Origin of the sequence: Mucilaginibacter sp. KACC 22773 (genome assembly GCF_028736215.1) — a bacterium.
Taxonomy (GTDB): Bacteria; Bacteroidota; Bacteroidia; order Sphingobacteriales; family Sphingobacteriaceae; genus Mucilaginibacter.
Window position 1 is genome coordinate 4,486,280 of the sequence record NZ_CP117883.1, and the last position, 15,052, is coordinate 4,501,331.

Annotated in this window: 11 protein-coding genes; 3 read left to right on the plus strand and 8 right to left on the minus strand. The window is 43.9% G+C overall.

Annotated features, from left to right (window positions below):
* Positions 1-43: 43 nt before the first annotated feature.
* Entirely contained in the window at positions 44-2,350 is a 2,307-nt protein-coding gene (bglX, locus tag PQ469_RS18205) for a beta-glucosidase BglX (RefSeq protein ID WP_274208960.1), read from the minus strand.
* Positions 2,351-2,548: 198 nt separating this feature from the next.
* Here bglX and PQ469_RS18210 point away from each other — a divergent pair, with 198 nt between their 5' ends.
* Positions 2,549-3,310 (plus strand): NUDIX hydrolase, encoded by a 762-nt coding sequence (locus PQ469_RS18210; RefSeq protein WP_274208961.1) that lies wholly within the window; start codon positions 2,549-2,551, stop codon positions 3,308-3,310.
* Between the two features lie 315 nt (positions 3,311-3,625).
* Here PQ469_RS18210 and PQ469_RS18215 read toward each other — a convergent pair whose 3' ends face one another.
* The gene (locus tag PQ469_RS18215) at positions 3,626-3,862 is read right to left on the minus strand and encodes a hypothetical protein (RefSeq protein WP_090645531.1); all 237 of its coding nucleotides are present in this window, start codon (positions 3,860-3,862) and stop codon (positions 3,626-3,628) included.
* 140 nt (positions 3,863-4,002) lie between these two features.
* Here PQ469_RS18215 and PQ469_RS18220 point away from each other — a divergent pair, with 140 nt between their 5' ends.
* Both PQ469_RS18220 and nhaA read left to right on the plus strand, forming a co-directional pair.
* Entirely contained in the window at positions 4,003-5,871 is a 1,869-nt protein-coding gene (locus PQ469_RS18220; RefSeq protein WP_274208963.1) for a M1 family metallopeptidase, read from the plus strand.
* A 216-nt stretch (positions 5,872-6,087) separates the two neighbouring features.
* Positions 6,088-7,386, plus strand: coding sequence for a Na+/H+ antiporter NhaA (gene nhaA, locus PQ469_RS18225; protein ID WP_090645525.1), 1,299 nt, complete (start codon positions 6,088-6,090; stop codon positions 7,384-7,386).
* 79 nt (positions 7,387-7,465) lie between these two features.
* On the opposite strand, the gene PQ469_RS18230 is transcribed toward nhaA, so the two are convergent.
* The 6 genes from PQ469_RS18230 to PQ469_RS18255 form a co-directional block, all read right to left on the minus strand.
* The gene (locus tag PQ469_RS18230; RefSeq protein ID WP_274208964.1) at positions 7,466-7,681 is read right to left on the minus strand and encodes a hypothetical protein; all 216 of its coding nucleotides are present in this window, start codon (positions 7,679-7,681) and stop codon (positions 7,466-7,468) included.
* Between the two features lie 5 nt (positions 7,682-7,686).
* Complete coding sequence (locus PQ469_RS18235; RefSeq protein WP_274208965.1) at positions 7,687-8,607, minus strand: Rpn family recombination-promoting nuclease/putative transposase; 921 nt, start codon at positions 8,605-8,607, stop codon at positions 7,687-7,689.
* A 144-nt stretch (positions 8,608-8,751) separates the two neighbouring features.
* Positions 8,752-9,948 (minus strand): AGE family epimerase/isomerase, encoded by a 1,197-nt coding sequence (locus PQ469_RS18240; RefSeq protein ID WP_274208966.1) that lies wholly within the window; start codon positions 9,946-9,948, stop codon positions 8,752-8,754.
* Between the two features lie 220 nt (positions 9,949-10,168).
* Positions 10,169-11,371: a glycoside hydrolase family 130 protein gene (locus tag PQ469_RS18245; protein WP_274208967.1), complete on the minus strand. Its 1,203-nt coding sequence runs from the start codon at positions 11,369-11,371 to the stop codon at positions 10,169-10,171.
* A gap of 14 nt (positions 11,372-11,385) precedes the next feature.
* Positions 11,386-13,218: a sodium:solute symporter family protein gene (locus tag PQ469_RS18250; RefSeq protein WP_274208968.1), complete on the minus strand. Its 1,833-nt coding sequence runs from the start codon at positions 13,216-13,218 to the stop codon at positions 11,386-11,388.
* Between the two features lie 471 nt (positions 13,219-13,689).
* The gene (locus tag PQ469_RS18255) at positions 13,690-14,568 is read right to left on the minus strand and encodes an AraC family transcriptional regulator (protein ID WP_274208969.1); all 879 of its coding nucleotides are present in this window, start codon (positions 14,566-14,568) and stop codon (positions 13,690-13,692) included.
* Between the last annotated feature and the right edge of the window lie 484 nt (positions 14,569-15,052).

Genomic DNA, 15,052 nt, shown 5'->3' on the forward strand with positions numbered 1-15,052 from the left:
CTATATATTATTTAAATATAATCCATGCTGAAATGTGTGGCTTTTATTTGTTCCACCAAACTGATGCCGCATGGGTATCGGTTGAGTTTGTACCTATCTCAATTACAAATTTGCCTGGCTCCCAATCGTACTTCAGCTGGCTGTTATAAAACTTCAATTGCTCGGGTGTAATGGAAAAACTTACCTCTTTAGACTCGCCTGGCTGTAGGCTTATTTTCTTAAAATTTTTCAACTCTTTAACCGAGCGGCTTATACTTGCAACAGGGTCGCTAATGTATAGCTGTACAACTTCTTCGCCCGCATATTTGCCGGTATTGGTAACTGTTACTGTTGCAGTTAGCGTTTCGTTGCCTTTAAGCGTAGTTTTACTCAACTTAACATCGCTGTAGCCAAAAGTTGTATAGCTTAGCCCATATCCAAAAGGATAAAGCGGATCATTGGAAATATCCAGGTAATTTGATTTAAACTTAGTTGGCCCGCTGGTGTACGGACGGCCAGTGTTTTTGTGGTTATAATATATAGGTATCTGCCCTACACTGCGCGGAAAAGTTGCTGTGAGTTTTCCGGCGGGGTTGTATTGGCCAAATAAAACATCAGCAATAGCATTGCCTGCTTCGGTGCCGGGCGCCCAAACATCCAATATAGCGCTTGCGTGCTCGTTTTCCCAGGTTAAAGTAAGCGGGCGGCCGTTAAACAGCACAATAACCATTGGCTTACCTAATTTAGACAATGCCTTCAGCATATTTTTTTGCGGCTCCGGGACATCAATATCCGACCGGCTTGATGATTCGCCCGACATACTTTGCGACTCCCCTACCACCGCCACAATCACATCCGATTTGTTGGCAGCATCAATAGCCTCCTTCAAAAGTTCATCAGCAGGTTTAGGATCTATTGTAACCATTCCGGGGCCAAAATTGAGTCGTTTTATAAATTCAGTATCCTCGGTAATGTTTGATCCTTTGGCATAATTGATCGTAACACCATCGCCAACAACATTTTTAATGCCCTGCATCACGCTGATTGACTTTTGCCATTCGCCGGCTAATATCCAGGTGCCCAGCATATCGCGCTGGTTATTGGCCAGCGGGCCAACAAGCGCTATACTACCCGTTTTTTTAAGCGGCAGCGTTTGGTTATCGTTTTTTAACAATACAAACGAACGTTTGGTAATTTCCCTGGCAGCAGAAAGATTCGCCTCAGACATCACATCCGTTTTTTCGCGCGCTGCATCCATTGATTTGTAGGGGTTATCAAACAAACCCAATTTATACTTGGCCTCTAACACACGGCGACAGGCCTGGTCAATATCAAATTGGGTTATCTTCTTTTCCTGTAATGATTTTTTTAGCGTGGTTAAAAAGCCTTCGCCAACCATATCCATATCCAGCCCGGCTTTTAACGCCAGGGCCGATACCGTTTGCAAATTACCAAGACCATGCGCTTCCATTTCGTTAACTGCAGTGTAGTCCGATACCACGAAACCTTTAAAGCCCCATTGCTTGCGCAACAAATCGGTAAGCAGCCATTGGTTACCTGTTGCGGGTACACCGTCAACGGTATTAAATGAGCTCATGAAGCTACCTGCACCCGCATCAACGGCCGCTTTGTAAGGCGGCAGGTAATCCTGGTACATTTTAATACGGCTCATATCAACGGTATTGTATTCGCGGCCGGCTTCCGCGCCTCCATATAAAGCAAAGTGTTTTACGCAGGCCATAACCGCATCGGCATTTTTCAGGCTTGCACCCTGGTAACCCTGTACCATAGCCTTTGCCACCTGCCCGCCGTACCATGGGTCTTCACCAGCACCTTCTGATATCCGGCCCCAGCGTGCATCGCGGGCGATATCAACCATGGGCGAAAACACCCAGCTTAAGCCCTCGGCGGTTGCTTCTTTTGCTGCAATATGTGCCGACTGTTTGATCAGGTCCAGGTCCCACGTTGCCGACATGCCCAACGGAATTGGAAAAATAGTGCGATGGCCATGGATAACATCCAACCCAAAAATCAACGGAATATGTAGCCGGGAGTTTTTAACAGCTGCTTCCTGTACTTCTTTGGTATGATCGACGCCCCAAATGCCAAATACCCCACCAATAGCGCCCTTTTTAATTTTATCCTCTACACCTTTATTAACTACCGATCCTGTGGTTGGCGCACCGATGGTTACCAGGTTTAACTGGCCGATTTTTTCGTCGAGCGTCATTTTTTTCATCAAACCGCTCACAAAAACATCCATTTTGGCATCCTCGGTTTTATTTTGAGCCAACACCCGGTTAAAAGGCAATAACGCTACGCAAAGCGGAATAACCCTGGCTATAAGTTGAGTTGAAAAATATTTGTTCATTTTTTAAATTTACGTTGCAGGGATAATGATTAACCAAATTTGGACAGGTAAAAGCGCGATTAAGCCCTTACATAACTATTTAATTAAAAATCATCGCTTATAATTGGCTATAACACAACAACAAAATGATTGTGTATAAAGTACACAATTGTAATTATTATAATTAAATAATCAAAGTATTTTTGTAGAATAGCAAAAATGTTGACCAGAGAAGAACTTATTGAGTACAGCGACGAGGCCCGTAAAAACTACCTTGAGCATATTTCTATTGATTGTGTTGTTTTTGGCTTTCACGAAGGCCAGATGAAAATACTGCTGCTTAAAAACATAGGAGAAGAAAAATGGTACCTGCCAGGTGGCTTTGTGCTTAAGCGCGAACCTATTGAAATGGCTGCCAACCGCATTTTAAAAGAGCGTACCGGCCTCGACCAGATATTTTTGCAGCAATTTCACGTATTTGGCGATCCCGACAGGTCGAAAGTTCACAACGAGATGTATAGCAATATGCTGCCACCTGAAAAGAACTGGTTTTCGGGCCGTTTTTTAACAATAGGATATTATGCGCTGGTTGATTTTTTTGAGGTTAACCCGCAACATGACAAATTTTCGGAGTTATGTACCTGGCGCGACCTGGACGACATGCCCCCATTGGAGCTTGATCATCAACTGATATTTAAAACCGCCCTTGATACGTTACGCCTTCAGCTAAATTACCAGCCCATTGGCTATAACCTGATGCCCAAAGAGTTTACCATGCCCGAGTTGCAAAAACTATATGAAACCATACTGGGTAAAAAACTGGACCGCCGCAACTTTCAGCGCCGAATTTTGGGCTTTGGCATCCTGAACCGTGCAGAACAACCCCGTAAGGGAGGCGCCCATAAAGCGCCCTATTTATATTCGTTTGATTTGGAAGGATATAAACATGCGCTGACTGAGGGCTTCAAAGGAGGATGGTGATTTTTTTAATTATTGAATTACTTAATTAGTGATTTAGTGAATTGGGCCTTAGGGAAGATCCTTTCGATAAATCCTTAATACCTACCCATTACATGTTATAAACAGCCCCTGTTGTCATTCTGAACGGAGTGAAGAATCTGTTAATCGACATGCATCGCTGACGGAAAAGTTCGCGAATAGATCCTTCACTACGTTCAGGAAGACAATTCTCTTATTGCATGTCATTGCGAAATTTTGCCACTCAGGATGACAGTGAAATTGGAATTGTAAAATTTTGAAACAAGTTTAACCACTTGCAGGAATTCGCCCAACAGCCTACTCTGCCAAATACTCCATTTTTACCTGTACATTCAGGCTTTCGCTCATTTTGGCAAACTGGCCCGAGTTGCGCGTAAAATCAGGATCGGTATCCATGTACATATTGGTAATTTTTACCATTTCGGGGTGCTTATCGGTGCCTATATTATAAGTAAGGCCTTCGCCGCTCTCTAAACTTTGCTTAAGTTCCAGGTATTGCTTACCTGTTATAATGATCATTTTTTCTGCGGTCATATGGTTGTTATAATTGGTACTACTTAAACGGGCACAAATAGTTTTAAGTTATGTAATATTTATGCATTAAAGCTGCTATGCTAACCGGGGTATATTCCTGTTTATTATATTTACGTCAAATATAGATATAAACTACCTTCATGATCAACCTTAAAAAATTACTCCCGGTGGCTTTACTCCTTGGCAGCACAATGGCATCGGCACAAATAACTTTACCCATAAATACTACCCTGCAAAAAACATATACCAAAGGCACACGTACCCGGGGCGGCGCACCGGGTAAAAATTACTGGCAAAACACTGCCGACTATTCCATAAAAGTAAATTTTGATCCTAAGACCCTCGAAATTACCGGCACTGTTGGTATCGATTATATAAACAACAGTCCCGATACACTTAAAAAACTTGGCTTTAAGCTATATCCCAATGTATACCAAAAAGGAGCACCGCGGGATGCCGCCATTTCGCCAAATGATGTAAGTGATGGTGTTAAAATAAAGTCGATCACTTTGGATAATCAGCCTGTTGATAGTACCAAACGCCGTGTTAATGCTACCAATATGTCGTTAAGGGTTAAACCTATCAGCCCAAAACAAAAAGTACACTTAGATATTGCTTACTCTTTTATTCTCAACAAAACCTCGCACATACGCGGCGGGCAGGTTGATCCGGGGGCTTTTTTCGTTGCCTACTTTTTTCCGCGGGTGGCTGTTTATGATGATATAGACGGATGGAACGAATTCCCGTACACCGGTTCGCAGGAGTTTTACAACGATTTTTGCCATTTTAATGCCGAGATTACCGTTCCCGGCGATTACCAGGTTTGGGCAACCGGCAACCTGAAAAATGCGAATGAAGTATACAATCCCAAATATGTAAAACTGATTACCTCCGCAGACGGCGCCGATAAAATAACAGATATTGTTACCGAAGCTGATGTAGCCGCAGGCGATATCACCAAAAAGAATGCTACCAACACCTGGAAATTTGAAGCCGACAGCGTTACCGACCTGGCCTTTGCCACCAGCAACCATTACATTTGGAAAGCCAGCAGCCTGGTGGTTGATCCTAAAACCCAAAGGCGCACCCGCGTGGATGCGGTATTTAACCCGGCACATAAGGATTATTACGAGGTGGTAGATTACGCCCGCAAAACGGTAGAGAGTATGAGCTACAAATTCCCTAAATGGCCTTACCCCTACCCGCACGAAACCGTTTTTGACGGCCTTGCCCAAATGGAATACCCCATGATGGTGAACGACAACCCATTAGAGCAAAGCGAAGATGCGATAGAATTGACCGACCATGAAATTTTCCATACCATGTTCCCGTTTTACATGGGTATAAACGAAACCAAGTATGCTTTTATGGACGAAGGCTGGGCCACCATTGGCGAATGGCTGATCAGCCCCGATATTGATCCTAAAATAACAGACCTGTATGGCATCACTGCCGTTGAAAACTCGGCAGGTAGCGAACAGGATGTACCTATCATGACGCTTACCCCGGCGCTTACAGGCATTGCAGCCTTTACCGATAATTACCCTAAACCCGGCTTTGGCTACCTTTATGTAAAAGAAATGCTGGGCGACAAACTTTTTACCAAAGCACTGCACAACTATATTAACCTGTGGCATGGTAAACACCCCATGCCGTATGATTTTTTTAATTGCATGAATACCGGCGCAGGCATTAACATGAACTGGTTTTGGAAAAACTGGTTCTTTGATAACGGCATTCCCGACCTGGCGATCAGCAAGGTAACGCATGTAGCAAAACAATATACGGTCACCGTTACCAGTATCGGGAATAAAGCTGTACCCGTGCACCTTACCATTTTTTATGCTGATGGCAGCAAACAATCAGTAGGAACAAGTATAGCAGCCTGGGCAAAGGGCAATAAATCAACAACGCTTAACTTTGGGGCCAAGGGCGCTATAAAACAGATAACTTTAGGCACCACTTACGATGTAGATTCAGATAAGAGCAACAATATCTGGAAACCGTAATTGGAGAGCAAGGGAACAAAAACCGAGAATCAGCGCTTCTCCACCGTCATTGCGAGGTACGAAGCAATCTCTTTAGGACAATTGTTGAACTTTGAGTAATTGATTTGCATGTCGGGGATTGCTTCGTACCTCGCAATGACGGTGTTGTAAAAATCGATAACAACAAATGCGGCTATCTTGATTCTTGCCTCTTAATTCTTGATTCTAATAAAAAAGATGCGAAAAAAACTACCTATTGATAAAATTACCGAGCCGGCAAGTAAGTTCATACACCAGGAGCATACCAGCGGCATTGTACTGTTTATAGGTGTTTTGACAGCTATAACATGGGTAAACTCGCCGTTTGCACACTCGTATCATCAACTTTGGGATATTAAGTTTTCGCTTGGTTTTGGCGCACACGTACTTGATCATTCCCTGCACTTATGGATAAACGATGGGCTGATGGCCGTCTTTTTCTTTGTAATAGGCCTGGAGCTGAAGCGGGAATTTATGGCCGGCGAACTATCAACAATAAAAAAAGCTTCCCTGCCCATGGTAGCCGCTCTGGGCGGAATGGTAGTGCCCGCCCTGATATACTTTTTCATCAACAAAGGCACAGCATCCGAACATGGCTGGGGCATCCCTATGGCTACAGATATAGCCTTTGCGCTGGCGTTGTTATCTATTGCAGGCAGGCATATCCCATCATCAGTAAAAGTGTTTCTATCCGCTTTGGCTGTGGCCGATGATTTGGGTGCGGTATTGGTAATAGCTATTTTTTACAGCTCGCATATCGATTTTGCGCCTTTAACCATTGGCGTATGCCTGTTAACCATATTGCTTATTGGTAATAAACTGGGCATTCGCAGTATTATTTTTTACCTGGTGATAGGTTTTGCAGTATGGGTAGCCTTTTTGCTTTCGGGTGTGCATGCTACAATTGCCGGCGTATTGGTTGCTTTTACCATTCCTGCACGTACCCGCATCAACGAAAAAAACTATGCCGAAAGCCTGCGCAAACTTTTGTTTGATTTTGAGGCGCAGATCCCCAATAACAGCACACTTACAACGCCCGAGCAACATCAGACCATCGAAAAAATAAAGAAAATGACTACAGATGCTGAAACCCCGCTGCAAAAGGTAGAGTATGGGCTGCATCCCTGGGTGGCGTTTGTGGTGATGCCACTGTTCGCCCTCTCAAACGCAGGTATCATTATTGGTTCTGATTTCTTTTCGTCGTTACTAAACCCGGTAAGCCTGGGTGTGATGATTGGCCTTGTAGCAGGCAAATTTATAGGCGTACTATCGGCCACCTGGCTCATGGTAAAGTTTGGCGCCCCACTCCCGGCAAACTCTACCTGGAAACAAATAACCGGCGTAGCGTTACTGGCTGGTGTTGGTTTTACCATGTCGCTTTTTATATCAGGCCTGGCATTTACGCATGCTGAGATGGTTGACCAGGCGAAGTATGGGATCTTGTTGGCTTCGTTGCTTGCAGGGATTTTGGGGGTGATTGCGTTGAAAAAAACATAGATTTAACACAATTTAAGGTTTCTACCAGATTGGCACTTTATTTTCCTTATTTGTAGTTAAGCAACTATTCGATAGTACGTTAAAGTTTTTCTATTTCTTCGATAGAAAGTTTAGTGCCTTTGGCAATGTCTTCTAAACACATACCCGTTTTTTTTAATTCGCGGGCGATGTCTATAGCTATTTCAACTCTGCCTTGTGCTATACCTTTTTCTATTCCTTGTGCTGTGCCTTCTTTCACAGCGTAATCCAACACATTCTTACTATCCCACTTGTATTTTAAGCTGCTATCGTACATCGTTGTTAAAGCTTTTCTATTTCTTCAATAGATAAGCCGGTGCCTTTAGCAATATCTTCCAAACGTATTCCAATTTTTTTGAGTTCCCGGGCAATGGTGATAGCTTCTTCATGTTTACCTTGTGCTATGCCTTTTTCCATACCTTGCGCTATACCTTGTGCTATACCTTGTGCTATGCCTTCTTTCACAGCATAGTCCCGCACATTCTTATTATCCCATTTGTATTTTAAGCTGCTATCGTACATCTCTTTTTCCTCCTTTGTCAGATTAGTATATTCTGCAATACTGAATAATTTTTCAAATATGGATTTACGCAGGTAAGCCGGGATCTTATTCATTTGGCTAAGATGCTTTAAAACATACAGCCATCTGTCAAGGTCGGTTTCCAGTTCGGCCTCCGTCTTTACAAAATTAATCAATTCAATATAAGTGTAGCCTAATTTATCGTAAAATATTTCACCCGTATGCCTGTTACACAGGCAAATATCATGCAGGTATTCATGTGAAGGGCTTGCTGCCAACGTAAAATCCTCCAGTAAGGCAACCAGGTACACTTCTGTAAGATTGTAAGCCCATTCGCTACGTTTACCTTTGGGTGCCAGGTCGCTTATGAGCCGGCTGGTATAAAACAGGGCTCTTTCTTTAAAGTAGCCTTGCCTGCCCCGTTGTACTTCTATTATAAAACGCTCGCCTTTATCTCCTGTACAGAGCAAATCGAATATAGCTGCCCCTTCGTCCCTTAAATCACCGGGGTGTTCATTTTTGTTATAAACTAAGTCAACAATATGCTTGCGCCCCCTGAACACTTCATTTAAAAAAGCGATCAGCAAATCTTTATTAGGTTCGCTTCCAAATATTTTCTTAAAGGCAAAGTCAACTAAAGGGTCAATATATTTCCCGGCGACAGGCGGTTTATAATAAGGCATAGCCAAATATAAAGCATTGTTTTGTTATAAAGAACCCTTTTAAGGTTAAAGCGTAAGCAGCATATAATCCTGTAATTTCTTAATTCGTCGTTATAACAAGGTTGCCAATACCGGGGACAACAGCCGTTAATTGTTTATATATTGTCATATGATGGCACTATGGTTAATTCGTTTAATAAGCTCTATACAAGCCCGGCTGTTGTGGTAGGGGCATTTCCACAGGCCAACTTTATCTTCGCCGGGCATTATACCGCCGTCGGCTTTTATCCCCCAAAACCATTCGCCATTTTGATGATCGAGGATCTTATCCTTTACAAAAGCCCAGCTTTTTACAACGATATCGAGGTATCTTTGATCCCGGCTTATTTGCCATGCGTTAAAAAAACCTACCATTGCCTCGGCCTGCACCCACCAGTGTTTTTCTTTAACCAGGTGGCCTTCGGTTGGTTCATATTCATACCATAAGCCGCCGTCTGTGTCCAAACCTTCAATGGTAGCGTCGGCTACCTGTATGCACATTTCTTCAATATCTTCTTCCCATACAATATCATCTATTACTTCGGCAGCTTCCAGCAAAAGCCAGGTGGCCTCAATATCATGCCCGTACGATATGATGTCTGATTTGCGGTTCCAATCTTCATCAAAAAACAATATTAGATGATTGGTTTTCGGATCGATAAAATGATCGAAAAAATTGCCTATTAAGGTTTGTATTTGAATCCTCAGCTTCTTATCAGGCCAGATGCGGTATAGGTTGGTGTAAGCTTCCAGTACATGCAAATGGGTGTTCATGGTTTTTTTTTCGTTGGCATCCTTAGCGCTCAGTCGCAGGTCGCCAATGGGCTGCCAGTCGCGGGTAAAGGCCTCCATGTAGCCCGTTCTATCAGCATCATAGCTTTTATCAACCAATAAACGATATAGGCTGATGGCCCGATCCCTGGCTTCCTTTAAGCCCGAGGCCACATAATATTCACTCAACGCGTAAATGGTAAAGGCACTGGCATAAACCTGTTTTTTGGTATCCAGTTTTTCGCCTTTATAATCAACCGACCAGTATACCCCGCCAAATTCAGGGTCAATAAAATACCGGCAGATATACTCATAAGCCCGGTGCGCCATTTGCAATGCTGCATCATCGGGTTGCAGGTTATAAGCCGCCGAAAAGCTCCACAATATCCTTGCGTTTAATACGGACCCTTTGGGCGCTTCTGGCGTAGCGTTATTGTCGTTATCTATTTGACCCAAAAAGCCGCCGTGCGTTTCGTCGGGTGTATAATTTTGCCAGTAGGCGATGATGTTGTGGAGTTGGGTGGCAAGCTCGACACTTACTGTCCCAAGCATATTTTCAAGTTCCCCTCTTGAGAGGGGGCGCGATGAATGGTGCGGCTGTAGGGGTGTGTTATACGTCATGCCTTTTTAGTAATTAATTTTCATCCGAAAGGGAACAATCGGATAATGCCTTATTAGAGGGGGGTATCTACTATGTATCCTGAATAAACACCCCCCTCCGCCCCTCTCAAGAGGGGATTCGCACTTACCACCGCTTTTTTATTTAGCCTAATCAAGAACCCTCTCCTTTGGAGAGGGCAGGGTGAGGCTCTTTATTCCTATCAATAATCCTATAAATTGCATCTACCGAAGTTGACGACTTAAAGCCATCTGCTGGTGTATTCACCACGTAGTCAATCAATTTATTAACTGTAGTAGTTGCCACATGCATGCGGGTATCTGAGGATGCATAGTAAATATACACCGAACCATCTTCATCGGCAATCCAACCGTTGCAAAAAACCACGTTTGATACATCGCCAATGCGTTCCTCGCCCTCGGGTGCCAAAAAATAACCTCCGGGTTTGTGCAAAACTTTGGTCAGGTCATGCAAATCGGTCATAAACATGTACAGTACATAACGCAAGCCGGCGGCCGTGTTGCGTACGCCATGTGCCAGGTGCAGCCAGCCTTTATCGGTCTTAATGGGTGTGGGGCCTTGTCCGTTTTTAGCTTCGTAAACGGTATGGTAGTTTTTATTATCGATGATGGTTTCCTGGTCTATCACGGCATTTTCCATTGTTTCGGCTAAGCCAAAGCCAATGCCGCCGCCGGTACCCGCGCTGATAAAACCATCTTGCGGGCGGGTATACAGGGCATATTTGCCATCCACAAACTCGGGGTGCAGTACCACATTACGTTGCTGAGGCGAGTTGGTTTTCAAATCGGGCAGGCGCTCCCATTTCACCATATCCTTAGTACGGGCTATACCACAGGCCGCTACGGCCATGGACTGATCATAGGCAGGCGCTGCCGGGTCGCGTCTTTCGGTACAAAACAAGCCGTATATGTATCCATCCTGGTGCAGGGTAAGGCGCATATCATACACATTGGTATCCGGCTCCCGGGTTTGCGGCAGGTTGATGGGGTAATCCCAAAAAGTAAAATTGCTGATACCATCAGGGCTTTCGGCTACGGCGAAAAACGATTTGCGGTCTGCCCCCTCTACCCTAACTACCATCAGGTATTTACTATTGAATTTAATAGCTCCGGCATTAAAAGCAGCGTTAATACCAAAGCGTTCCATCAGGTACGGATTGGTGTCGGGATTCAAATCATACCGCCAGTTGATGGGAGTATGCGCGGCGGTAAGCACCGGGTTTTTATAGCGGTTAAAAATACCATTGCCGATACCGGCTACCTGGTTTGGCTTGTTTATGAGTTGTTGCTGCTCCTGGTGTAGCTGGGCCAGCCTTTGTTTAAATTCAGGGGTCATAGGGTAATCAATTATCAATATTCTTTTAGTTTATTCCACCATGTTTTTTTCAGGATCAGCATCGTAATTGCCAGCAAGCCTATGGTAACCGCCAAAGGCAACTTTTGGTTGAGGATAAGGTACATAGGCAATATGGTAAGGCATAGCTGGGTGATTGTACCTATAACTACGTTGAACATGTTGAGCTTAAAGTTTTTGTTGGGCGTAAAACTTTCATCATCGGCCATGACCAGCTTTTTTACCGGTCCCCAAAAGCCCCAGGGCCGTACATTGCTGTAGAAGGCTTTCAGTACCGCTATATCTGTAGGCTCGGTTGCAAGCGATCCTATAACCGAACCAGCCAGCGAGATAAGGAACAATACCGGGAACCAATACAATAACTCGTTATTGGAAACATACAACGAGAAAACCATTGCCGACAAAATGCCTGAAAGCATCCCCCAGAAAAACCCGCCGGCATTAAAGCGCCACCAATGCCACTTTAACACATTTGATGCTACATAGCCGCCATATAATGCCGAGACGATCCATTGCAGTACGGTGTTAACATTGTGCGCAAAAAAGCCCAGGAAAACCCCGATAGCTACCACAATGATGCCCACCAGGTAATTCATGGTGATGATATTTTTGTTGGAGGCAACCGGGTTAACGTATTTGAGGTAAATATCATTAACAATGTAAGCCTGGGCCGCGTTCATGGTGCCGCTAAAGGTGCTCATAAAAGCGCCTAATAAACCGGCCAGCAATAAGCCTACCAGGCCAACGGGTAAAAAATTATTGATAACTGCCGGTAATATCCGTTCAAAATCGATATCGCCGGTAGCATCCTTCAGGTTCATTTGGTGATAGTAGATTAAACCTAAAATGGTGAGGCTTACAATGAGCGAATACCTGATGGGCAGCAAAACAATATTAACAAAGCCACTCATTTTACTGGCGTCCTCGGGCGAGCGGGTTGACAGGATCTTCTGCATATCATAATTGGGTGCAGGCCCCGCCAATGCTGCGAAAAAGCCCTTGAAGGTCATCATCATAAAAAACAACCCGAACAGCGAGTAGCCGTCGTCTTTTATCTTTTTGTTTACCTCGGTAATAATGCCCGACCAGTTCATGTTCAAGTGGGTGCCAAAAAACGGACTAAACCAACCATCGGGCACATGAAGGCTATGGCCTGCCAGTTTATGGGCAGCGATGAACCCTATCCAGATACAGGCAACCGTCATCACGCCGTACTTAACCATGTCGCCCAAAACTATGCTGTGCATCCCGCCTAAAATGGAATAAAACATGGCAAACAACGTGAATATAATACCATAAACATGTGGCACATATTGCGGGCCAACGTTAAACGGCACATAGCTTTTCACCAGGTCCCAGGGGATAAATATCTCGATGAATTTACCCAGCCCGATAAACCCATAAGCCAGGAAACCAAAACAGCTTAACAACGCAAAAGCGATAACTACCATTTGTGAGGCGGCCACCCAGGTACCCGTTTTACCAAAGCGGGTAGCCAGCCACTCGGCGCCGGTTGCAGCGTTGGAGCGGCGCAGCCAGCGCGACAGGTACATCATCAAGAACACCTGGTTAAATACGGGCCACAGCCAGGGTATCCAGATGCTTTTCATGCCGTACACAAAGCACAGGCTTACCATCCACATAGTGCCGCTGATATCGAACATATCAGAGGCATCGCTTAAACCCAGCTTATACCAGGGCAGCGATTTGCCGCCAAGCATGTAGCTTTCCTTGTTTTCGCGGGCTTTTTTACGGTACCACAAACCAATAAAAATGGTACTCAGCAGGTACAGAACGATGATAATAATATCGGCTAAGTGTAGCTTCATTTTTTTGTCGGAATCAGAATTTTCAGAATTTACGGATTTTCAGAATACCTTGCGTTCGGTAATTTTTTACAAATTCTGTTAATTCTCAAATTCTGTAAATCCTGATCATAATTGGTGCACTCAAAAGTGGGTTTATAAAAGTCATTTTTGTAATACTTTTTTAACCTATTCTTTTACTTATCGATATTCTATATAACAAAGGTTAAGAACTATCGCTTTTTTTGGCTTACAATAACCATTCGTTTTCGGGGGTACTTTCGACGTGCGCGGGGTGTTGTTTTGGTAACTTCCGGGTGCTTGGCAAGGTGCTTGGGAGTATCTTTAACGGTTGACAGGTGCGTTACTGTGTACCTTGATAAAACGGCAATAACCTACAACAAAAGCGGCTTAATTTTACATCGAAAGCATTATTCATTAATAGTGCATCCGCCACCCGGAAATACCGCATTTTCAAATTTTAAAATCCTCAAATTAAATAAACACCCTGTTCCCCGTATAAGTTTCCCGGAATTCCTTGGGAATGCACAGCTTTTTGCGTTTAAAAATGCGGTTAAAGTTGGAGATATTGTTGAATCCGCATTTATAGGCAATCTCGGCCACGGTGGCTGTCGAGTCTATCAGCATGCGGGAGGCGTGGCCCAGCCGAATCTCGTTCAGGCTGTCAATGAAGGTTTTACCGGTGCGTTTTTTGATAAACCTGCTGAACGATGCCTCGGGCATATTGGCTATTTTGGCCACCTCGGCAAGGGTTACCTGCTTGTTGTAGTTTATGTTCATGTGCTCAAACACCTTTTCAATACGGCGGCTGTTGTAATAAAACTTATCGTTGGCAAAGCTGGGATCTGATAACATCTTCATATTGCGCGAGATAGACAGATCATGCAGTATCGACATCAGCTCCAGCACCGAATCAAACCCGCTTTTTTTATCAAGGCCCTGGATGCGGTCACGTAAAGCCATAATGGTATCGGGCGAAAATACAATGCCCCGCTGCGACCGCTCCAGCATACTTTTTACAAAACTTAACTGGTTGCGTTTCAGTAGTTTTTCATCAAACAAATCCTTATGAAACTGGATGGTTACCTCGGTAATCTCCTCGCTTTGGCATTGGTGGGTAAACCAGGCATGGTACAGGTTGGGGCCTATTAGCGCCAGCTCCAGCTCGTCAATCATCTCGATATGGCCGCCTACAACGCGCTTGGCGCCCTTGGCATTGATAATCAGGTTTAACTCATACTCATCATGGTAATGCAGCGGAAAATCAAACTTCTTTTTAACCCTCGAAAAAATGGTAAAACAATCGCTTGGGGTTAGCGGCGTAATCTCGCGCATTACATTATTGGTAATCATAATTCTGAACAGATTTTAAAAAGGCGATCAATGATACATATTTAACATCAGCATATCAAATATTTTACATTTTTATAAAGTTTTGAATAACAAGTGCACGGATATCACTCCCACTAAAATATTAAATTAAGTCGTCGCCCCACCCCAAAACACCCCTCAAACACCGTCAAATAACGTCAATAAAGTCCGGCTAAGCACCAAAAACCTCCCCATTGACACCTAAAAACATCCAAAAAATTACAAAAAAATAACCCTTTTTTTAACTGCCTGTTACATTGATATAAATTTTAACTTTTAGGTTTGCAACCGGATTGATTTTTAACTTTTAACCCTTTGGGTCAGCTTGTTTAGCACCGAGTTTTAAGTCTTGAGTTCTGAGTCTTGAGTCCGAAGCGTTAAATCCAAGGTCTTAATGCCAAAGTCTCGGGCCCGAAACCTGCAGTGTTTTGACAATTGTTCAGGACTTAGAACTTTTGACTCAAGA

Bases quoted from the DNA above. Each gene is read 5' to 3' on its own strand.
- bglX (WP_274208960.1), bottom strand. From the start codon at position 2,350: ATGAACAAATATTTTTCAACTCAACTTATAGCCAGGGTTATTCCGCTT.
- PQ469_RS18240 (WP_274208966.1), bottom strand. From the start codon at position 9,948: ATGCTTGGGACAGTAAGTGTCGAGCTTGCCACCCAACTCCACAACATC.
- PQ469_RS18250 (WP_274208968.1), bottom strand. From the start codon at position 13,218: ATGAAGCTACACTTAGCCGATATTATTATCATCGTTCTGTACCTGCTG.
- PQ469_RS18215 (WP_090645531.1), bottom strand. From the start codon at position 3,862: ATGACCGCAGAAAAAATGATCATTATAACAGGTAAGCAATACCTGGAA.
- PQ469_RS18235 (WP_274208965.1), bottom strand. From the start codon at position 8,607: ATGCCTTATTATAAACCGCCTGTCGCCGGGAAATATATTGACCCTTTA.
- PQ469_RS18210 (WP_274208961.1), top strand. From the start codon at position 2,549: ATGTTGACCAGAGAAGAACTTATTGAGTACAGCGACGAGGCCCGTAAA.
- PQ469_RS18230 (WP_274208964.1), bottom strand. From the start codon at position 7,681: ATGTACGATAGCAGCTTAAAATACAAGTGGGATAGTAAGAATGTGTTG.
- PQ469_RS18255 (WP_274208969.1), bottom strand. From the start codon at position 14,568: ATGATTACCAATAATGTAATGCGCGAGATTACGCCGCTAACCCCAAGC.
- nhaA (WP_090645525.1), top strand. From the start codon at position 6,088: ATGCGAAAAAAACTACCTATTGATAAAATTACCGAGCCGGCAAGTAAG.
- PQ469_RS18245 (WP_274208967.1), bottom strand. From the start codon at position 11,371: ATGACCCCTGAATTTAAACAAAGGCTGGCCCAGCTACACCAGGAGCAG.
- PQ469_RS18220 (WP_274208963.1), top strand. From the start codon at position 4,003: ATGATCAACCTTAAAAAATTACTCCCGGTGGCTTTACTCCTTGGCAGC.